Source organism: Flavobacterium sp. LM4, assembly GCF_002017935.1.
In the GTDB taxonomy this organism is placed as follows: domain Bacteria; phylum Bacteroidota; class Bacteroidia; order Flavobacteriales; family Flavobacteriaceae; genus Flavobacterium; species Flavobacterium chungangense.
Map to the genome: position 1 here is coordinate 296,776 of NZ_MUFW01000005.1, position 20,725 is coordinate 317,500.

At 32.2% G+C, this 20,725-nt stretch carries 21 protein-coding genes and 2 tRNA genes; 6 read left to right on the forward strand and 17 right to left on the reverse strand.

The window, feature by feature from the left end; translation table 11 throughout:
* Nucleotides 1-267: 267 nt before the first annotated feature.
* From ligA to rpsF, 6 genes are all read right to left on the reverse strand, one after another.
* The gene (gene ligA / locus BXU10_RS22640) at nucleotides 268-2,274 is read right to left on the reverse strand and encodes an NAD-dependent DNA ligase LigA (RefSeq protein WP_078229727.1); all 2,007 of its coding nucleotides are present in this window, start codon (nucleotides 2,272-2,274) and stop codon (nucleotides 268-270) included.
* Between the two features lie 246 nt (nucleotides 2,275-2,520).
* On the reverse strand, nucleotides 2,521-2,904 hold the full coding sequence (locus BXU10_RS22645; RefSeq protein ID WP_317170942.1) for an OmpA family protein: 384 nt from the start codon (nucleotides 2,902-2,904) through the stop codon (nucleotides 2,521-2,523).
* Nucleotides 2,905-3,030: 126 nt separating this feature from the next.
* Nucleotides 3,031-3,504 (reverse strand): DUF6495 family protein, encoded by a 474-nt coding sequence (locus BXU10_RS22650; protein WP_078229728.1) that lies wholly within the window; start codon nucleotides 3,502-3,504, stop codon nucleotides 3,031-3,033.
* A 130-nt stretch (nucleotides 3,505-3,634) separates the two neighbouring features.
* Nucleotides 3,635-4,075, reverse strand: coding sequence for a 50S ribosomal protein L9 (gene rplI / locus BXU10_RS22655; protein ID WP_031457696.1), 441 nt, complete (start codon nucleotides 4,073-4,075; stop codon nucleotides 3,635-3,637).
* Nucleotides 4,076-4,143: 68 nt separating this feature from the next.
* Nucleotides 4,144-4,440, reverse strand: coding sequence for a 30S ribosomal protein S18 (gene rpsR, locus BXU10_RS22660; RefSeq protein WP_007138295.1), 297 nt, complete (start codon nucleotides 4,438-4,440; stop codon nucleotides 4,144-4,146).
* A 5-nt stretch (nucleotides 4,441-4,445) separates the two neighbouring features.
* Complete coding sequence (gene rpsF / locus BXU10_RS22665; RefSeq protein ID WP_007810575.1) at nucleotides 4,446-4,787, reverse strand: 30S ribosomal protein S6; 342 nt, start codon at nucleotides 4,785-4,787, stop codon at nucleotides 4,446-4,448.
* A 176-nt stretch (nucleotides 4,788-4,963) separates the two neighbouring features.
* Here rpsF and BXU10_RS22670 point away from each other — a divergent pair, with 176 nt between their 5' ends.
* Nucleotides 4,964-5,656, forward strand: coding sequence for a LytTR family DNA-binding domain-containing protein (locus tag BXU10_RS22670; RefSeq protein WP_031457695.1), 693 nt, complete (start codon nucleotides 4,964-4,966; stop codon nucleotides 5,654-5,656).
* A gap of 6 nt (nucleotides 5,657-5,662) precedes the next feature.
* On the opposite strand, the gene priA is transcribed toward BXU10_RS22670, so the two are convergent.
* From priA to nadC, 5 genes are all read right to left on the reverse strand, one after another.
* Nucleotides 5,663-8,110 carry a primosomal protein N' gene (gene priA, locus BXU10_RS22675; RefSeq protein ID WP_078229729.1) on the reverse strand — a complete coding sequence of 816 codons (2,448 nt, stop codon included), beginning with the start codon at nucleotides 8,108-8,110 and terminating at the stop codon, nucleotides 5,663-5,665.
* A 23-nt stretch (nucleotides 8,111-8,133) separates the two neighbouring features.
* On the reverse strand, nucleotides 8,134-8,880 hold the full coding sequence (gene bla-B1-FLAV / locus BXU10_RS22680; RefSeq protein WP_078229730.1) for a subclass B1 metallo-beta-lactamase: 747 nt from the start codon (nucleotides 8,878-8,880) through the stop codon (nucleotides 8,134-8,136).
* Between the two features lie 13 nt (nucleotides 8,881-8,893).
* Complete coding sequence (locus BXU10_RS22685; RefSeq protein WP_078229731.1) at nucleotides 8,894-9,325, reverse strand: DUF2147 domain-containing protein; 432 nt, start codon at nucleotides 9,323-9,325, stop codon at nucleotides 8,894-8,896.
* Complete coding sequence (locus tag BXU10_RS22690) at nucleotides 9,322-10,248, reverse strand: YihY/virulence factor BrkB family protein (protein ID WP_078229732.1); 927 nt, start codon at nucleotides 10,246-10,248, stop codon at nucleotides 9,322-9,324. Before BXU10_RS22690 ends, BXU10_RS22685 begins: the two co-directional genes overlap by 4 nt.
* 71 nt (nucleotides 10,249-10,319) lie before the next feature.
* Entirely contained in the window at nucleotides 10,320-11,177 is an 858-nt protein-coding gene (gene nadC / locus BXU10_RS22695) for a carboxylating nicotinate-nucleotide diphosphorylase (protein WP_078229733.1), read from the reverse strand.
* Between the two features lie 181 nt (nucleotides 11,178-11,358).
* Between nadC and BXU10_RS22700 the strand changes: the two genes are divergently transcribed.
* From BXU10_RS22700 to BXU10_RS22715, 4 genes are all read left to right on the forward strand, one after another.
* Complete coding sequence (locus BXU10_RS22700; RefSeq protein WP_078229734.1) at nucleotides 11,359-12,459, forward strand: DNA alkylation repair protein; 1,101 nt, start codon at nucleotides 11,359-11,361, stop codon at nucleotides 12,457-12,459.
* A gap of 121 nt (nucleotides 12,460-12,580) precedes the next feature.
* Nucleotides 12,581-13,462, forward strand: a complete 882-nt coding sequence (locus BXU10_RS22705; RefSeq protein WP_078229735.1) for a pirin family protein — start codon at nucleotides 12,581-12,583, stop codon at nucleotides 13,460-13,462.
* A 2-nt stretch (nucleotides 13,463-13,464) separates the two neighbouring features.
* Entirely contained in the window at nucleotides 13,465-13,860 is a 396-nt protein-coding gene (locus BXU10_RS22710; protein ID WP_078229736.1) for an OsmC family protein, read from the forward strand.
* A 7-nt stretch (nucleotides 13,861-13,867) separates the two neighbouring features.
* Nucleotides 13,868-14,152 (forward strand): GNAT family N-acetyltransferase, encoded by a 285-nt coding sequence (locus BXU10_RS22715; RefSeq protein WP_078229737.1) that lies wholly within the window; start codon nucleotides 13,868-13,870, stop codon nucleotides 14,150-14,152.
* On the opposite strand, the gene BXU10_RS22720 is transcribed toward BXU10_RS22715, so the two are convergent.
* From BXU10_RS22720 to BXU10_RS22730, 3 genes are all read right to left on the reverse strand, one after another.
* The gene (locus tag BXU10_RS22720) at nucleotides 14,149-15,096 is read right to left on the reverse strand and encodes an ABC transporter ATP-binding protein (protein ID WP_078229738.1); all 948 of its coding nucleotides are present in this window, start codon (nucleotides 15,094-15,096) and stop codon (nucleotides 14,149-14,151) included. The genes BXU10_RS22715 and BXU10_RS22720 overlap by 4 nt on opposite strands.
* Nucleotides 15,097-15,199: 103 nt before the next feature.
* Nucleotides 15,200-15,895 (reverse strand): OmpA family protein, encoded by a 696-nt coding sequence (locus tag BXU10_RS22725; protein WP_031457684.1) that lies wholly within the window; start codon nucleotides 15,893-15,895, stop codon nucleotides 15,200-15,202.
* A gap of 17 nt (nucleotides 15,896-15,912) precedes the next feature.
* Nucleotides 15,913-16,416 (reverse strand): lipocalin family protein, encoded by a 504-nt coding sequence (locus tag BXU10_RS22730; RefSeq protein ID WP_180910348.1) that lies wholly within the window; start codon nucleotides 16,414-16,416, stop codon nucleotides 15,913-15,915.
* 201 nt (nucleotides 16,417-16,617) lie between these two features.
* Here BXU10_RS22730 and htpG point away from each other — a divergent pair, with 201 nt between their 5' ends.
* Nucleotides 16,618-18,501, forward strand: coding sequence for a molecular chaperone HtpG (gene htpG, locus BXU10_RS22735; protein ID WP_078229740.1), 1,884 nt, complete (start codon nucleotides 16,618-16,620; stop codon nucleotides 18,499-18,501).
* A gap of 618 nt (nucleotides 18,502-19,119) precedes the next feature.
* Here the strand turns inward: htpG and BXU10_RS22740 are convergent.
* From BXU10_RS22740 to BXU10_RS22750, 3 genes are all read right to left on the reverse strand, one after another.
* Nucleotides 19,120-20,304, reverse strand: a complete 1,185-nt coding sequence (locus tag BXU10_RS22740; protein ID WP_078229741.1) for an IS4 family transposase — start codon at nucleotides 20,302-20,304, stop codon at nucleotides 19,120-19,122.
* Nucleotides 20,305-20,523: 219 nt separating this feature from the next.
* Nucleotides 20,524-20,609 (reverse strand) — tRNA-Leu (locus BXU10_RS22745).
* Nucleotides 20,610-20,614: 5 nt separating this feature from the next.
* Nucleotides 20,615-20,687: transfer RNA gene (locus tag BXU10_RS22750), tRNA-Phe, on the reverse strand.
* Nucleotides 20,688-20,725 lie beyond the last annotated feature (38 nt).

Sequence of the window (20,725 nt, forward strand, 5' to 3'; positions counted from 1 at the left end):
ATCAGCATTAAGTAAACAAACAAAAAGCATATCATAGAACCCTGATCGGAGATTTCTACATTCATTAGATGAAATACTTCCCCAACAAAACACAAAATATAAATTAAAATCTGAGTTGTATTAATTCTGAAATTATTTGATGAATAGAAATAAAAAAAAACAGAAGGCACAACAATTGATTTCATACAAATTGTGAGATAATCGTATTGAAGAATATCAAACACAATTGTAAAAACAAAGGCAGCTAAATAAAGAATAAGTGAAGGTCTACTCGCTTTCATTCAGTTTCGTTATAAATTCCTGTTCAGATAGTATTGGAATATTTAATTTATTTGCTTTTTCTAATTTTGCCGGTCCCATATTATCTCCTGCTACTACAAAATCTGTTTTTGCAGAAATAGAACTTCCCACTTTTCCTCCGTTATCTTCTATTGTTTTCTTTAATTCATCTCTTGAGAACTGTGAAAAAACTCCTGATACGACAAATGTTTTCCCGATGAACTTTTCAGTTGCATTTGGATTTATTTTCTGGACAATTTCAAATTGAACACCATAACTTTTTAATCGTTCAATTATTTTTTGATTTTCTTCATTCTCAAAAAATTCAATTACGCTTTTTGCAATTCGTTCTCCAATTTCATCTACTAAAATCAAATCCATTAGTGAAGCGCGGCTTAATACATCAATATTTTTGTAATGTTTGGCTAATTTTTTGGCTACTGTTTCTCCAACAAAACGAATTCCGAGAGCAAACAGAACACTTTCGAATGGAATCTCTTTGGATTTTTCAACACCGTTTACCAGATTTTCAGCCGATTTTTGCGCCATTCTTTCCAAATGCAAAATATCTTCTACTTTTAATTCATACAAATCAGCATAATTGTGAACCAAATCATTTTTGAAAAGTAAGGCAACTGTTTCTCCCCCAAGCCCTTCAATATCCATTGCTTTTCTCGAAATATAATGCTGGATTCTCCCAATAATCTGTGGAGGACAACCGTAAAAATTTGGACAATAATGATTTGCTTCTCCTTCGTTTCGCACTAATTCTGTCTCACATTCAGGGCAATGTGTAATATATCTTGTGATTTCTGAATTTTCAGGGCGCTGTTCTAAATCTACAGCGATAATTTTTGGAATAATTTCGCCCCCTTTTTCCACAAAAACGGTATCATTTATTCGAATATCTAATTTTTCGATTTGGTCAGCATTATGCAAAGAAGCTCGTTTTACAATTGTTCCTGCGAGCTGTACAGGTTCTAAATTTGCTACGGGAGTAATAGCTCCAGTACGTCCAACCTGATATGAAATTGAATTTAATTTAGTTGAAACCTGCTCAGCTTTAAATTTGTAGGCGATGGCCCAACGAGGTGATTTTGCAGTGTAACCTAATTCTTCCTGATGACGGAAACTGTTTACTTTTACAACCACACCATCAGTTTCGTAAGGCATTTTGTGACGATGAGTATCCCAATAATCAATAAAGTCGAAAACTTCCTGCATGTTATTGGCTAATTTTGCTTCGCTTGGCACTTTAAACCCCCATTCACGTGCTAATTGCAACCCTTCAATTTGCGAAGAAAAGGGTAAATTATTACTTGTCACCGAATACAATAAACATTCTAAAGGACGTTTGGCAACCTCAGCACTATCCTGCAGTTTTAAACTCCCTGAAGCTGTATTTCTAGGATTTGAATATGGTGTTTCTCCAATTTCAATTAAGTCCTGATTCATTTTTTCGAAACCTTTTAATGGTAAAATAATTTCACCACGAATATCGAATCTATCAGGATAATTTCCTTTTAATTTCAATGGAATTGATTTAATGGTTTTGATGTTGTTTGTAACCTCATCACCCTGAAAACCGTCTCCACGCGTTAAAGCCTGAACCAGTTTTCCGTTTTCGTATGTAATGCTTATTGAAGCTCCGTCATATTTTAGTTCACATGTATATTGTAAATCAACATTTCCCAGAACTCTCTGAATTCGGGTTTCCCAATCCAACAAGTCTTCTTTCGAATAAGAATTATCCAGAGAATACATCCTGAACTGATGTGCAATGGTTTTAAAGTTTTTGGTAACTGTTCCACCAACCCTTTGTGTTGGAGAATGCTCGTCAAAAAATTCAGGATGTTTGTTTTCTAAATCCTGAAGTTCTTTTAATTTGAGATCAAAATCATAATCAGAAATTGTAGCGTCATCAAGTACATAATAATTGTAATTGTGTTGATTAAGTTCGTTTCGTAATGTCTGAATTGTGTCTTGAATACTCATAAAATATTAAAAATAATGCTGATTATAATTTCTAAAAACCGAATCTCAAAATTAGGATTATTTTTTGTTGTAAAATATTAAAATCCAAAAGTTTTAAAAGTCAAAAATCAAGTTGCAAAATCATGCAACTTGATTTTCTTCTTGTCCATTATTCTTAAAAAAGAATCAAACAAAACCAACTTCCAAATGGTTTTTACGTTCTACACTTTTAAAAGTGACAATCAACAACCTAATAAACAACCAAATTTATTTTTGAATAATAATGAAATCCGAACGTCTGTTTAATAAATGTTCTTCTTCTGTACATTTTACACCATTTTTACATTTATTAATTAATGGGCTTTCTCCGTAACCAATGGCACTTTCGATTCGTGAAGCGTCAATACTTTGTGAAATAATATAATCACGTGTCGATTTTGCCCTGTTATCAGAAAGCTTTAAATTGTAAGCATCTTTTCCGCGTGAGTCCGTATGAGATTCAATTTTAATACGGATGTTTGGGAATTTTTGCATGATAAAAACCACTTTTGTCAATTCTTCGATAGCCAAAGGCGTGATATCGTATTTGTCATAATCAAAATAAATTGGTTTTACATCTACTTTTTCAACACCTTTTTTCTTTACAACCAAATCATCATAATTACTCAGTTCAAAATTGATGTTTGGAATTTCAGCTCCATTTTCTAATGTAGTTTCTACGCTTTTTTCATCACTGCTGTAATTTGGTTTTGCCTTTTAAAAAGAACTTTTACTCAATTATCCCTTAATAATAGTATTAATTTGAGTAAACAATTGCCCATCACTTAAAAAAGCACCCTGTTGGATCAATTCGAAAATAGATGAATTTCGATCTTCAATAAAAACTTTCTTTCCCGTTTTCATTTCAATAGCATCTGTAAACATATTATCGCTTAACCATTGCAAACCTTCTCTTGTCAGAAAATCAGTTTCAGAAACTAAAGATTTTAAAACAATAGACTCAACATAAGTATCAAAACATTGAAATAAAAATATGTGATTTTTAGAAAAATGTTCCAGAAATTCAGCTCTGGACAAAACACCTTCCCAAATTAAATCCGAAAAAACATCCAACTCCTGTTCAGCAACTTCAGGTTTATTCATTTTAAGTTCATCCCACTCCCCTTTATCAATAGCTTGTGTAGCTAAAAAGCTGGCGAACTCCGCATGTAATTCTTCAAATTGTTCTTTTGTTAATCTTGTATATTTCATTATAAATGTTTTAAATCTCAAGCTATAAGCAAATGCCAATGACAAATAGCCTTAACTTTTATTATTACTTTTATTTAAACAAAAAAAATCCCGACTCACATCGGGATTTTTTTATCTTAACTAAAAACTATTACTTTTCAGCAATAATTTCGTAAGGTAAATCAACAATAACATCCCTGTGTAAACGGATGCTTGCAGAATATTTTCCAGTACGTTTTACAATACCGCTTGTGATAAATTTTCTATCAATAGCGTTACCTGATTTTTCTAAAGCTTCAGCAATGTCGATGTTTGTGATAGAACCAAAAAGTTTTTCTCCACCTGCTTTTGCAGAAAGTTTAATTTCAAGAGCTTTTAATGTTTCAGCTAATGCTTTAGCATCAGCAACAACTTTAGCTTCTTTATGTGCTCTTTGTTTTAGGTTTTCAGCTAAAACTTTTTTAGCTGAAGGAGTTGCTAATGTAGCAAAACCTTGAGGAATCAAAAAGTTACGACCATAGCCAGGCTTTACAGATACTACATCATCTTTAAATCCTACGTTTTGAACGTCTTGTTTTAAAATAATTTCCATGTTGTTGTCCTTATAAGTTAGAAGTTAGGTTCCTTTTTGAGTGGAAACCAACAACTTTGTTTTTAATACTATTTTAATAAATCGGCCACGTATGGCATTAAAGCTAAGTGACGAGCTCTTTTTACAGCTACAGACACTTTTCTTTGGTATTTTAATGAAGTTCCTGTTAAACGACGAGGAAGAATTTTACCTTGCTCATTAACGAATTTCAATAAGAAATCAGCATCTTTATAATCGATATATTTGATTCCTGATTTTTTGAAACGACAATACTTTTTAGTTTTGTTAGTTTCTATGTTTAAAGGCGTTAGATATCTGATATCTCCGTCTTTTTTTCCTGAAGCAGATTGTTGTAATGTTGCCATGATAATTAAGCTTTTGTAGATTTAAGTTTAGCTCTTCTTCTTTCAGCCCAAGAAATAGCATGTTTATCCAAACTTACAGTAAGGAAACGCATAACTCTTTCGTCACGTCTGAATTCAGTTTCAAAAGCAATTAGAACTTCTCCAGCTACTTTGAATTCGAATAAGTGATAAAAACCACTTTTTTTGTTTTGGATTTCGTAAGCCATTTTTTTCAGACCCCAATCCTCTTTCGATACCATTTCAGCTCCTCTACTAGTAAGAAATTCTTCAAATTTCGTTACTGTTTCCTTTACCTGAACTTCAGATAAAACGGGATTTAAAATGAAAACAGTTTCATAATGATTCATAAATACAATATTTATTTGTTAAAATTGGGTGCAAAAGTAACCATTATATTTTAATAACCAACATTTTTTTTCTTTTATTCGTTGAAATGCAAAAAATAGGCTTCCATCTTAGTTTTTTTTCCAAAAAAACAATACATTTACTATTGAAATCCTGAATACATTAAATTTAAACTCTTATGAAACTAAACTGTGTTGTTGTAGATGATAGTTCTATACAGAGGGCAATTATTGCAAAATTAGCCAATAATCATCCTGGTTTACACCTGGTCGGAGACTTTTCAAATGCAATCGAAGCTAAAAGTTGTATCTCTTTAAATAATATCGATTTAATATTTTTAGATATTGAAATGCCTGTTATTAACGGATTTGATTTTCTTGATGGTTTAAAATCTAAACCACAAATTATATTTATTACTTCTAAGGCTGAATATGCTTTAAAAGCTTTTGATTATGATGCCACAGACTACCTTCAGAAACCTATAGCCGTTGATCGTTTTAATGCTTCTGTAAAAAGAGCAATTGACATGCATATACTTAAAAAAGAAGTCAAGGAAGAAGAAGGAGAACATATTTTCATCAAAAGCAACTTAAAAAAACTAAAAATTTTTACAGCAAAAATCAAATGGATTGAAGCTTTTGGAGATTACGTAAGAGTTGTCACTGAGGACGACAGTAATTTAGTACTTTCAACAATGAAATCATTTGAAAATGATTTATCAAAAGAAAAATTTATTCGTGTTCACAAATCTTACATTATTAATATTGATAAAGTCGAACGCTTTAATAGCAAATTTGCAGAAATTGGTATTACTAAAATTCCCCTTAGCCGAAACAAAAAGGAAGATTTAGTCAGAGCATTATCAACATAAACAAATTTAATAAAAGTCGACATTTACAGCCAACTTTATAGTCCTGTACTGAGGTACTGCTTCAAAACTATTCAACATTTTCTGGATAGTTTTTTTTGTACCCGCTAATGGCAAATTTTGTGGAATCTTAATTAAAATCGTTCTAATAAACTCATTTCTGATTCTGTTAATTGCAGGCTCTTCAGGCCCTAAAACCGGCATATTTAAATTTTGGCTCAAAACCTTATACATCCACATCGATCCTTCTTTCAATTTATCAAAATCACGATGCTTTAAAGTTAATTTTATAATTCTAAAATAAGGAGGATACTTATAAATCTGACGATCATATAATTGCTCCTTATACATACCTAAATAGTTGTTGTTTGTAACCTGCTGTATTGTATTATGGTTTGGATTATAGGTTTGAATCACAACTTTTCCTTGTTTTTCAGATCTTCCTGCTCTTCCTGCAACCTGTGTCATCATCTGAAAACTGCGTTCAAAAGCCCTGAAATCAGGATGATGTAACATATTATCAGCATTCATAATTCCGACCAGACTAACATTATCAAAATCCAATCCTTTAGCCAGCATTTGCGTACCGACTAAAATATCTATTTGTCTATTTTTAAAAGTATCTATGATTTTTTCAAAACCAAATTTCCCACGAGTTGTATCCTGGTCCATCCTTCCTGTTTTGGCTTTCGGAAAAAGAGAAACCAATTCCTGCTCGATTTGTTCTGTACCAAAACCTTTTGTAGTCAAATCAATACTCGAACAACTATGACAGTGTGTTGGTTTTGCAATAGAGTACCCGCAATAATGACATCTTAATTGATTTTTATGTTTATGAAAAGTCAAACTCACATCGCATTGTTGACAATGCGGAACATGACCACAAGTCAAACACTCAATTATAGGAGAATACCCTCTTCTGTTTTGAAACAAAATCACCTGTTCTCCCAAAGACAAAGCTTCTGCAATTTCCTCAATTAAAAGATCACTAAAATGACCCGTCATTCTTTTCCTGAAATGCTTGTCTTTTAAATCCACCAAAAGAACTTCCGGCATTCTGACATTATTATAACGTTCCGTAATGGTAACTAAACCGAATTTTTCAATTTGAGTATTAAAATAAGTCTCAATACTTGGAGTTGCAGATCCTAAAAGCACTTTGGCACTATGCAAATTAGCTAAAACAATTGCAGAATCCCGCGCGTGATATCTCGGTGCCGGATCTGTTTGCTTAAAAGTCTGTTCATGTTCTTCATCAACAATCAACAAACCGAGATTATTAAAAGGCAAAAACAAAGCCGACCTTGCCCCTATTACAATTTGTGCTTTATCTGAATTTTCAAGTGTTTGTTTCCAAACTTCTACTCTCTCATTGTTACTGTATTTAGAATGAAAAACCGCTACTTTATCTCCAAAATAGAGACGCAAACGAGAAACCAACTGTGTTGTAAGCGCAATTTCAGGTAATAAATATAAAACTTGTCTCCCCGTTTTTAAATATTCTTCAATTAACTTTATATATATCTCCGTTTTACCACTGGATGTAACGCCATGAAGCAGACAAACTTCTTTTTCTAAAAAAATATTTTTAATTTCTGCGAAAGCAATTTCCTGCGCAGCACTTAAAAACAATTTTTTCTCCGAAGCTCTTCCTTCAAAAGTAACACGATCATGCTGAAGATAATATTCTTCAAAAATTTCTTTTTCAATTAATGCTTTTACAACTGCCGAAGTCGAATTTGAAGCTTCAACCAATTTCTTAACCGTAATCGGTTTTTTTTCTGAAGCTGTAATTTGAAAATAAGCCAAAACAATTTCTCTCTGCTTATTGGCGTTTTTCAATACTTCTAATAATTCATTTAAACCGCTATCTGATTCGTATTTGGAGTGTAGTTTTACGTATCGAATCAATTTTGGCTTGTAATTTTCTTTTATTTCTTCTTCTAAAACAATAATATCTTTGGCCATTAACTTTTGAAGAATCGGAAAAATATTCTTTTTGTTTAAAATCGAAATAATTTCCTGAACCTTTAAAGAACTCTGTTGCTGCAAGGCTTCATAAATCAAAAATTCTTCATCTGTGAGTTCATTTTGATTCACAATTGCATCTATTTTATGCGAAATAATGGTTTCACTTTCCAGTAGCAATCCGCTGGGAAACGCTCCACGATAAACATCACCAATACCGCACATATAATAATTAGCAATCCAAAGCCAATGTTTAATCTGAGTTTCTGTTGCAATAGGTTTTTCATCTAATATCTGATGAATTTCTTTTGCTTCATATAAAGTCGGAGCATTTTCATGAACATCTAAAACAAGCGCCGTATAGATTTTGCTTTTAATAGGTACTGCAACGCGCATTCCTTTTTTAATAAAATAGAATTCAGCCTCAGAAACACGATAGGTCAAGGTTTTGGTTAAAGAAAGAGGCAAAACAACTTCTACAAAAAACATGTAATTATTTTAAAATTGGTGAATTATTTTTTACCCGAAGTTTGTACAGTATTGTATTTTTGTACCATTTTCAAAGTATGCCTTAGTGATTCTATATCTGCCCAATCTTCATGACCTGTAATAATATAGATGGGATTCTTAAATTTAGTTTGTACCCTTTTGATTGATTTCTCCCATTCTTTAACATCAGCATCTCCTAAATAACCCAAATCTTTTGCTGTGGCGCTTTTTACAAAACATCCTCCATAAAGCAGTTTTTCTTTATCAAACCAAACTACAATATTGTCTGGAGCATGTCCTTTTCCAGGATAATAAACCTGAAAAGTATGATCCCCAACAGTAAACACGGTATCATTTGGAATTATAAATTCAGCTCTTTTTTTGCTTTCCTTTTTAAGAATTTGATCCGTTAGTTTTATAGTATATGTTTTAATTCTTTTTTTTCTGTAAAAACCTAAACCTCCTGATCTGTCATCATGAGAATGTGTAGCAAAACACATAATAACTTCTTTATTATGTTTTGCTTTTATGATGTCCAGCAAAGGCTGAAACTGTGTTTGATCCCAAGGTGCATCGAACAAAATAACGCCTTTTTGTGTAACAAGATACATTGCATTGGCAGAAATTAATGCCCCTTTATAATCATGAAAAGTTTTATAAACATAAAAGTCACCTGTAAGATGACTTATTTGTAATGCAGAATCCTTAGATTGCCCAAAACTATTTGACAGGATTATAAGGAATAAAATTAATGATGCTAATTTTCGCATTTTATCTAAAAAATTATTTTTTTACCCTTGTCCAATATTGTGTTCTTCCCACAATAGAAATTCCGACATAACCTCGAAGTTTTAATTTATCAGCCGACTCTAATTCAATATAACATTTGTATTTTTTTCCATTTGTTGGATCCAGGATTGTCCCTCCATTATACTCAGCCCCGTCTTTTTTAAGTCCGTTGATGATTACCATGCCTAAAATTGGTTTGTTTTTTTCTGCCCCATCACATTTTGTACATACATCTTTAGTATGATTAGCACGCAGTATTTCTGCAACTTTACCATAGATTTTTCCTGATTTTTCGTAAATTTCTACTATTGATTTTACTTCACCAGTTTCATCATCAATCGTTTTCCATTTCCCAACAACACTTTGCGCCTGAATAGTGCTTAATGTTAGAAAAAAAACACTAAAAGTTAAAATCCAATTTTTCATAATCTATTTGTTTTTTGTCTCAATTTCCTGATAGTCGCATTAAGTTCAAAACCTAAAAGCAGTATCATACAGTTTATCCAAATGTAAAACATTAGAATTAATAATGTCCCAATAGAACCATAAAGTTCGTTGTATTTTGAAAATTTTATAACCCAAATCCCAAAAAAGAACGAAGATATAACAATTAATACCGTCGTAAAAACAGATCCAATGCTGATAAAAGGCACTTTATTATATTGTTTTGTACCATAACGCAATAATATTGAAGACGTTATCAAAATCATCAAAATAACAAACAGGTAACGCCCTAAAATAATTAAAGGAATACGATCACTCAATACATCCTGAATTATTGTTTTCTGGATAAAAACCTCAAAAACAACTATAGTAGCCACCGTTACAAATAGTATGACAGTCATTACAAGTGAAATTGCCAGCGCTACTAAATATTGATAAAAAAAACCTCTTTTATCAAAAACATGTTTTGATGATTCAAAACCACTCAAAATTCCGTTAATACCATTTGCCATTAAAACAATAGAAAGTAAAAACCCTGAAGACAGCAACCCTGAGTGACTATTATTTAATATGTCACTGATAATTTTACTGATGGCATCGTAAGTATTAGGTGGCACACTCTGCTGGACAAAAAGCAAAAAATCCTGTTGAAAATTATCTATAGGAATAAACGGAATTAAATTTAAAATAAACAGTGCAAAAGGAAATAAAGCCATGAAAAAGCTAAAAGATACCGCACTAGCATGATATGAAAAAGCGCCTTCAAGTATACCCAAAATATACATTTCCAGCAAATCATATAATGAAAAACCTTCTAGCCACGGCAATTTTATGTTCTTTAAAAACCGAACTAATAAACGTAAGACTGGTACTTTTTCAAGCCGATTTACTATCTCTTGCGACATATAAATGATTTTAGATTTTAGAGTTTCTATTTTAGAATATTTTGGTCATAACTTGTAACACATTACTTCTTTTAAAACGCTTTTAAACTCAAATCCATATTATAAATCGAATGCGTTAAGGCTCCAGATGAAATATAATTTACACCACAAAGTCCATATTCGCGAATCGTTTTTTCGCTTATATTTCCAGAAGACTCTGTTTGGCATTTATTGCCAATCAATGCCACAGCCGTTTTTGTATCTTCGTAGTTAAAGTTATCAATTAGGATTCTATGAACTCCATCACTTAGTAAAATCTCACGAATCTCATCTAAATTTCTTGCTTCAACAATAATTTTTAAATTTAAATTATTGGATTTCAGATATTCTTTGGTTTTACTTATTGCAAGAGTAATTCCGCCGGCAAAGTCAATATGATTGTCTTTCAGCATCACCATATCATACAATGCGTAGCGATGATTTTCTCCTCCTCCTATTTTTACAGCCCATTTTTCAGCAATTCTGAAATTGGGTGTTGTTTTACGGGTATCTAATATTTTAGCACCCGTTCCCTCCAAAAGCTTTACATATTCATTGGTTTTTGTTGCAATGGCAGACATTCGCTGCATTGTATTTAAAACCACTCTTTCAGATTTTAAAATAGATTGTGAGCTACCTGAAACTTCAAAAACAACTTCGCCATATTCGACATGGGTTCCATCTTCAATAAAAGTCTTCATGTTTAATTTTGGATCAACATATTCAAAAATCATTTTAGCTAATGCAACGCCAGCAATAATTCCCTGGTCTTTCACTAATAATTTAGCTTGTCCATGCGCAATATAAGGAATACAGGCAAGCGAACTGTAATCTCCTGTACCAACATCTTCTCGTATAGCGTTGGCAATCATTAGTTGTAATTCGGCATGAAATTGTACTTCGCTGATCATCTTTATAAATTTTATGAACTGCTAAATTAGGATATATTTTATGGATTTAAAAGTTTCGGTTTAATTTTAAAAATTGTAAATTAACAAGTAAGATACAAAAATAAAGCTGGAACTTAATTTCTAAACACTCTGTGAATTCAAAGAACATTAAATATCTTTGAAACTCATTCAATCAAAATTTATGGGATTAATTAAGGATATATACTCCGTTTCTTTTTACAAAAAATTTAGTCAGGCAGTCGCTGAAGTACATCCATCATTCAATAAACAAAAATTTATTGAGACAATTTATGAAGGTAATTTTCTTGAGAAAGAGTGGAAAGACCGAATGAAACATACTACAATGGTTTTGCATCAGTTTATGCCTGAAAATTTTTCTCAAGCTGTTTCTTTAATTGAAAAAATAATCGAAAACCTTAAGAAAAATAATTTTTCAGACAGCAATCTGGCTTTTATCTTTTTTGCCGATTATATCGAAATATATGGTTTAAAGGATTTTGAAACTTCGATGAAAGCCTTTGTTTCAATAACACAATTTATAAGCTGCGAGTTTGCCGTTCGCCCTTTTATTTTAAAGTATAAAGAAAAAATGATTGATGAAATGACTAAATGGTCTTTACATGAAAATCATCATGTCCGCCGATTAGCGAGTGAAGGTTCACGACCAAGATTACCATGGGCAATGGCGATTCCGTTTTTGAAAAAAGATCCTTCTTCTATTCTTCCGATTTTAGAAAATCTTAAAAATGACCCTTCAGAGTACGTTCGCAGAAGCGTTGCAAACAATCTCAATGATATTGCAAAAGATAATCCGGGAATTCTACTTGAAATCGCTTCAAGATGGAAAAATCATAGTAGAGAAACTGATGGAATCATAAAACACGGCTCCCGAACTTTATTGAAACAAGGACATCCTAAAATTTTAAGTCATTATGGTTTAGAAAGTACGAACATTGAACTTTCTTCTTTTGTAATCAAAACACCTATTGTAAAGATTGGATATTATCTGCAGTTTTGTTTTTACTTAAACAACAAAAATGAAGAACCAAAAACAATTCGTTTAGAATATGCTATTCATTATAAAAAGGCAAAAGGTCATCTGGCACAAAAAGTGTTCAAAATCAGCGAGAAAATTTACCCTCCAAACCAGCTCACAAAGATTGAAAGAAACCAGTCATTTAAGTTAATAACAACTCGTGTTTTTCATACCGGAGTTCATCAATTATCGATTATCATTAATGGAACCGAGAGCGAAGCTTTGGAATTTGAATTGATTAATTAAAACTTGTGCTTCTTTTTTATTTCTTACTTTTATAATGTAAATCCAAAACAACTTTTTCTTAATCTAAATTAAGTTACAGACTCACATCCTCGCTGTAATTTTGTTTTCAAATAAAATAACCATGTCAAATATCAGTTTAATTATCGAAGAACGCGCTGCTAACATCGGCAATTTTATGGTAGGCAGACTATTGCCTTTCCATGAAAAAAGAGCTGTTGGACCATTTGTATTTATCGATCATATGGGGCCTGCATATTTAAATCAATATCAAAATATGGATGTTCCGCCACATCCGCATATTGGGCTTTCTACACTTACTTTTTTGTTTGAAGGAAGTATTATGCACCGCGACAGTTTGGGAACAGAATTAGAAATAAAACCAGGAGCGGTTAATTGGATGACCGCAGGAAAAGGAATCGTACATTCTGAAAGAACTCCTGAATATTTAAGACATTCTGACAAAATGCTTCACGGATTGCAGATTTGGGTGGCGCTTCCGAAAGAATTAGAACAAATGGATCCGAATTTTACGCATGTTGAAGCACAGGATATTCCGTCTTGGGAAGAAAATGGGGTTTCATATAAACTGATTGCAGGAGAAGCTTTCGGGAAAAAATCTCCGGTTCCTGTTTACAGTCCGTTGTATTTTATTGAAATTAAAAGCAAAGAAGCTAAAAAAATCAATATTGGAAAAGATTTATTTGGTGAAAGCGGTTTATATATTTTAGAAGGAAGCATTAAAAGCGGCGAACACGTTTACGATCCAAAACAAATTTTAATTACAAACAACAGTACACTTTGTGAGTTTGAAATTGAAGCTCATTCAACTGTTTACATTTTTGGAGGACAACCTTTCCCGGAAGAACATTTCATCTTTTGGAATTTTGTTTCATCAGATAAAAATCTTATAGAAAAAGCCAAACAAGACTGGACAGCACAAACTTTCCAAAAAGTTCCGGGCGAAACCGAATTTGTACCATTACCCGAACCAAGAATTAAATAATTATGGATACAGTATCAGCAAAAATAGACACACGTTTGTACCGCACAGAAATCATTTCTGCAAGTGGAAATATTTTAATTTCTGACGAGCCACAACAATTAGGAGGTAAAAATTTAGGTTTAAATCCAACTGAACTTTTGGCTTCATCACTGGCTTCCTGCACTTTGATTACTTTACGAATGTACATCAACCGCAAACAATGGAATGTTTCAGAAATAAATATCAAAATTGATTTTGAAAGAGATTCAGAACGAAATGTAACTTCGTTTATCAGAAAAATTGAAGTAACTGGCGAAGTTGACGAAGCACAAAAACAAAGATTAGAAACAATTGCAAACAGCTGCCCGATTCATAAAACGCTAACAAACACAATCGAAATTAAAACGACATTAATATAATTATACCATGGAAATTCAACAAATAAACGACACAAGAAAAGGTTATTTTGAAGCTATCGAAGACGGAAAACAAGCCGGAAAAATGACCTATACCTGGGCTGGTGATGCAAAATTCATCATTGACCATACTGAAGTAAATGAGGAATTTAACGGAAAAGGTGTTGGTAAAAAATTAGTCATGGCGACAGTAGAATATGCCAGAACAAATAATTTGAAAATTATTCCGCTATGCCCTTTTGCAAAAAGCGTTTTTGACAAAACAGAAGATATTCACGATGTATTATTCCGTTAAGAATTGAGCCCTAAAAAAATTGTAATTTCTAAAGGCAAATCAAATTCATTTTCAAAAAATATCAATTGTCTTTTGTAAACAGTTTCAATTAAATAGTGATTTCCTCTGAAATAAGTCCTTCTAATTTTAACTTCTAAATCAGAGTGTTCCACCATAATTAATTGATGCGGATACACCAATAATTTTCCATTTTCATCTTCAGAAAGCTGCAATAAATGAGTAGGAATTTCATTTACTTCTCCAAAAAGAGAAGCAATATATTTCGAAGATGGATTTGTATAAATTTCAGTTGGATTTCCCTTTGTGACAATCTCTCCATTACGCATTACAATCGCTGCATCTGCAAAAGACAGTGCATCTGTGCTATCATGAGTAGCAATAATACAGGTTATTTTTTTCTGTTTTAAATATCTGAATAAATTCCGGCGTAAAGCATTTTTACGAAAAGCATCAATCTGACTAAAAGGTTCATCAAGCAAAATAACTTCTGGTTCTAAAGCCAGGACACGTACCAAAGCAACTCTCTGTTGTTGCCCACCACTTAAAAATTTAGCTTTCACATTAGAAAATTGCTCCATTTCAACCATCTCCAATAGCTCCTGAACACGAAGTTTTTTCATATTAGCAAAACCATTCGAAAGAAACTTTCCAACATTTTCAGCAACTGTTTCATAAGGTGACAGATCAAAGTCCTGTGCCAAATATTTCATATAAGGCATTCCGGGAATCAAATTATATTTTGGTCCCAAAACAGGTTTTTGCTCATAAAAAATCTGGCCTTCATCTAAATCAAACAAACCGTACATCAGTTTAAGAAGTGTACTTTTTCCACAGCCGCTTTCGCCAATAATGGCTATGTTTTCACCTTTATTAATAGTAAAAGAAATATTTTTTATAACCGGTTTTTCGGTATACGAAAATGATATATTTTGAATGTCAAGCATGTGTTCTAATTGAAAGTTCAAATTTACAATGTTTAATTTCGAAAGGCAAAAAAAAGCTGCTTCAAATAAGAAACAGCTTTTAATAAATTTTATTGTAATTTAATTATTTTCCAGCTTGTGCTTTAGCATCATTTACCATTTTGTCATTTGCAGTAATAGCAAATTCAACACGGCGGTTTTGAGATCTTCCTTCAGCAGTATCATTACTGGCAATAGGGTCAGCAATTCCTAAACCTGACGTTTTAAATCTACTGGATTTCAACCCTTTTGAAACCAAATATGCTTGTACAGATGCAGCTCTTTGTCCCGAAAGCGTTAAATTATATTCGGGTTTGCCTGTGTTATCAGTATATCCAAAAATCTCGATATTAGTATCTCCATAATCATTAAAAACAGGAACTAATTTATCTAAATTTGCTTTAGCCTGAGAAGTTAATGTTGATTTGTTTGTATCAAAACGAACAGCATTTTCATTAAGTGTTAAGTGAATTCCTTCACCAACTCTTTCTACTTCTGCACCTGGCAAAGCCTGATCGATTTCACGTGCTTGTTTGTCCATTTTGTTTCCAATAAGGGCTCCGGTTCCACCTCCTACAGCAGCTCCAATTGCAGCTCCCAAGGCAGCGTTTCCGCCTTTACCTAAATTATTTCCTAATACCGCTCCAATCACTCCTCCGGCAACTGCACCAATTCCGGCACCCTTTTGAGTATTATTAGCATTTTTTACTGAATCGCAGCTTGCAAATAAACTAACTAATACTAGTAAACTACTTAAACTTAATGCTGTTATTTTTTTCATGTTTATTCTTTTTAATATTAATTAGCTCTTTGAAATTGGTAAGTTACATCTTTCGTTTGTCCACCAACATTGATACTATCAATTAACTGAAATGAATTATCAGTTAATCCTGCTACTTTAAGTAAATATCCTGATCTGACATTTTTTGATTTTGTACCCGGATCAACAATTTTTAATACAAAAAGTCCCTGATTGTTAATACTCCAGACGATTGGAGAAGTAAATGCCGTACAACTTGAAGCATTCAATGTCATGGTACCTTTATTATTATTAGAAATAAAATTCCAGGTACTACCTATGAAACATTTTGAATCTGATAGATCAAAAGAATTAACTTTAATATAATCTGATCCTGCATAGGAAACATTTGTAAGTATCCAATTTCCTTTAATGGCTACTTGAGTCGGTCTGTCAAGTTTTTTTGAAATTTCTGTTCCTTCTGTTGAAGTTGTAGTTGATGAAGCTGATTTACACGCAAATAAGATCGTGGACATCATGCAAATGAAAACAAATTTCTTCATTTTGTAGAATTATTTAAGTTATTACTTACACATTTAATAATTATTGTAAACAAAGATACAATTCATGAAACTATATTCTCTTCCAAAATCAGATTATTTTCTTTCAAAATTAACACATAAGACATTTTGTCACTCAAAAATAATTGGTATTCTATTTGAGTAAGTGATAATCATCTTATTAAACTAAAAAAATAAAAAAATATGACAACAGGTAAAATTAATGTTTCTGTAGAAAACATCTTTCCCTTAATCAAAAAATTCTTATACAGCGATCACGAGATTTTCTTACGTGAATTAGTTTCAAACGGAACAGACGCTACTTTAAAATTAAAACACCTTATAAGCATTGGTGAAGCTAAAGTAGAATACGGAGATCCAATTATTGAAATTAAAGTGGATAAAGAAGGTAAAAAAATCCACATTATCGATCAAGGTTTAGGTATGACTGCCGCTGAAGTTGAAAAATACATCAATCAGGTTGCTTTTTCAGGAGCAGAAGAATTTCTGGATAAATACAAAGATTCAGCAAAAGATTCTGGAATTATCGGACACTTTGGTCTTGGTTTTTATTCGGCTTTTATGGTAGCTGAGAAAGTAGAAATCATCACAAAATCATATAAAGATGAACCTGCAGCCCACTGGACATGTGACGGAAGTCCTGAATTTACTTTAGAACCGGCTGACAAAACTTCACGTGGTACGGAGATTATTTTACATATTGCAGAAGATTCCCTTGAATTTTTAGAAGATTCAAAAATCCACGGTTTATTAAATAAATACAACAAGTTCATGCCTATTCCGATTAAATTTGGAACAAAAACTGAAACACTTCCTAAACCTAAAGATGCCCCTGAAGATTATGTAAATGAAACAGTTGAAACTGACAATATAATTAATAATCCGAACCCAGCGTGGACTAAACAACCTTCTGAATTATCTGATGCTGATTACAAAAACTTCTACAGAGAATTGTATCCAATGCAGTTTGAAGAGCCGTTATTCAATATTCATTTAAATGTAGATTATCCATTTAACTTAACCGGGATTTTATACTTTCCTAAATTAGGATCTGATATGCAAATTCAGAAAGATAAAATTCAATTGTACCAAAACCAAGTTTATGTTACTGATAACGTTGAAGGAATTGTACCTGAGTTTTTAACCATGCTAAAAGGAGTCATTGATTCTCCAGATATTCCACTAAACGTTTCACGTTCTGGCTTACAGGCTGATGGTGCAGTAAAGAAAATTTCAAATTATATCACTCGTAAAGTTGCTGATAAATTAAAAGCCTTATTTAATGAAAATCGTTCAGATTTTGAAGCAAAATGGAATGATATTAAAATTGTTTTAGAGTACGGAATGCTTTCTGAAGATAAGTTCTACGAAAAGGCAGGGGCATTTGTATTATACCCGACTGTTGATGATACTTATTTTACTCTTGAAGAATTAAAAGAGAAACTAAAAGAAAACCAAACTGATAAAGAAGGAAAACTTGTTGTTTTATATGCAGGAAATAAGGATGCACAACACTCTTATATTGAAACAGCAAAAGACAAAGGTTATGAAGTATTACTTTTGGATTCTCCAATTATTTCACATTTAATTCAAAAAATTGAAGGAGACAATAGTGGTTTAACATTTGTTCGTGTAGATTCTGACCATATTGATAATTTAATTAAAAAAGATGAAAACACAATTTCTAAACTATCTGACGAAGAAAAAGAGAATTTAAAAATTTCGTTGGAAGCTTACATCCCAAAAGCATATTCTGTGCAGTTAGAAGCTATGGACAGTCAGGCTGCCCCATTTATTATCACGCAGCCAGAATTTATGCGTAGAATGAAAGAAATGAGCCAGTCGGGTGGCGGCGGAATGTTCGGAATGGGCAATATGCCGGAAATGTACAATTTAGTGGTAAATACTAACTCTGATTTAGCTTCGAACATTTTAAATACTGAAGATAAGTCAACCCAGGAAAACTTAGTTAAACAAGCTTTGGATCTTGCCAAATTATCTCAAAACTTATTAAAAGGAGAAGAGCTTACAGCTTTTGTAAAAAGAAGTTTTGATTTGATTAAATAGGTTTAAATATTTTATAAGATTAAGAGGCTGTCCGAAAAGTATGGACAGCCTCTTTTTTATACTAAAATATTTGGCTCCTGTTGGAGACGAATTTCATTTATGCAATTCTAAGAGGCTAGCTTCGACTTTTCGGACAGCCTCTTTTTATTTTTAAAAAATGTCAATTTTAAAAATAAAAAACCCTTTATTTATAGAGTTCATATAATTTTATTGACCGCAATTCTAAACTCAAAAACTTTGATGATGTAAAAATACAATAACTATTTATTATTTTGTTTTTTTTTTAAAGCATTTAGATCTCCGTTTAGAAGAAATAAATGTAGAATTTTTTCTTTTTAGGATTTCCGTTTAGGAACTAAAACATTAGAAGTTATTATTACGAAAGCGGATCTACAAATGATCCGCTTTTTTTGCATAATAGCATCCAAATCATTGTTGTCCGATAAATAATTTCGGATTGTTAAATTTTGTATATTTTTAGATACTTAACGATGTTCTATCTTGCTTTGGCTTGTTTTTTAGTATTGTCATTAGAATTCAATAAATGGAAAAATATAATTTTCAGTTTGATTTATCAAATTCTCATCCTGTGGCTAAATAGTCATCGAATAGTCCTAATTACCCATTGATTTTTGGATCTAATTCCCAGTCTTTTTCGGGACTTTCTAAAAATTTAGTTAGATGAATATAGTTGAATAAATGAATTCTACAAAAACTGACTAAATTAGAGAAAGCCCATTGTCGTTTCAAACTTTTCTTTATCACTCCCATCAGAAGGTTTACTATCAAGACACAATAAATTTGGATTTTGATAGCGTTCTCGTTGTCTCCTAAAAAATATTTTAAGGGAAAATTTTGTTTAATCTGTTTAAACAACAATTCTATCTGCCATCGGATTTTATAAAGCGCAGCTATTGTGTCTGCTCTAAATTCAAATAAATTGCTAATAAACTCGAAAGTTCTTTTATATTCCCTGTCATAATATTTTATTTTTCGTAATTTCAATTTGCCTTTCGTACCCTCTTTATCAACTTCAACTTCTATAATTTGGTCAGACAAAACACCGCTGTGAATCTTTTCTGGAATGGTGTTTTTTTGAGTTAATTCATATTTTGCATTCTCTTTTATTCGGGTTACAAAGCCTGTTTTTTGCTGGGTAAAGTGTTCAAAAGCCTTGTAATCATTGTATCCTTTGTCAAAAATATAAACGGTATTTTCATCACATTTTAGTTTTTCTAAAAACTGATGGTCGTGAGTTGTAGCAGCTGTAAACCATACTAAATTAGGAACTTTTTCATCTGCATTTATCACACTGTGTGATTTAATTCCACCCTTACTTTTCCCATTGCTGGACTTCCTTCCAACGCATTTTAAGATGTCTTTAAACAAGCTGATAGTGGTACTATCAACAATTTTAACTTTCTTTTCTAATGCTATTTCAACTCGACTGTCCGATAAAACAAAGCTATATTTCTCCAATAGCTTGTTGTAGATTTCTTCAAAAAACTCCACTTTCCTAATCTTGTTTGCATCGGATAAAGTACTTTTTTTAGGAAGATGATTTATCCTCACAGTCTCTTCTTTTCCTGATAATCCTAGCATTCCAGAAGAAACTTCACGCAAAGAATTGCACTTTTCCAAACAACAAAAAACCATACTAAATAAATGATCTTGACTTTTGAAATGTTTTACATAACGGTCTGAATTATGTTTCTTAACTGCTGTTGAAATCATAGAATCATCTAGTAAAGAAATCAACTGTCCGAAAACAGATTTAGTCGAAAAATACTTATTTTTACCCATCGTTATTTGAATTTTGCAACTCTAAATTACGATGTTTTTTAAGAAGCCATTAATTTGGCTTCTTTTTTATCGGACAACAATGATTTTTTTTGTTTCTATGGTCGCTTGCATCGCTCACGCAGGATCGGGTCAATCAGAAGTTCTTTCTATTTGAAGAAAACACTCCATTCCATTAAGCAAAAAAAACTCCAATCAGCCATAGCCAATTGGAGTTTTCAGTACTCAGAGCGGGACTTGAACCCGCACGAACATTTCTGTTCACTGGATTTTAAGTCCAGCGTGTCTACCAATTTCACCATCCGAGCATTTGTGGTACCTCCAGGGATCGAACCAGGGACACATGGATTTTCAGTCCATTGCTCTACCATCTGAGCTAAGGTACCTCATTTTAAAACAAAAAACCCTGTTTCATCAGAAACAG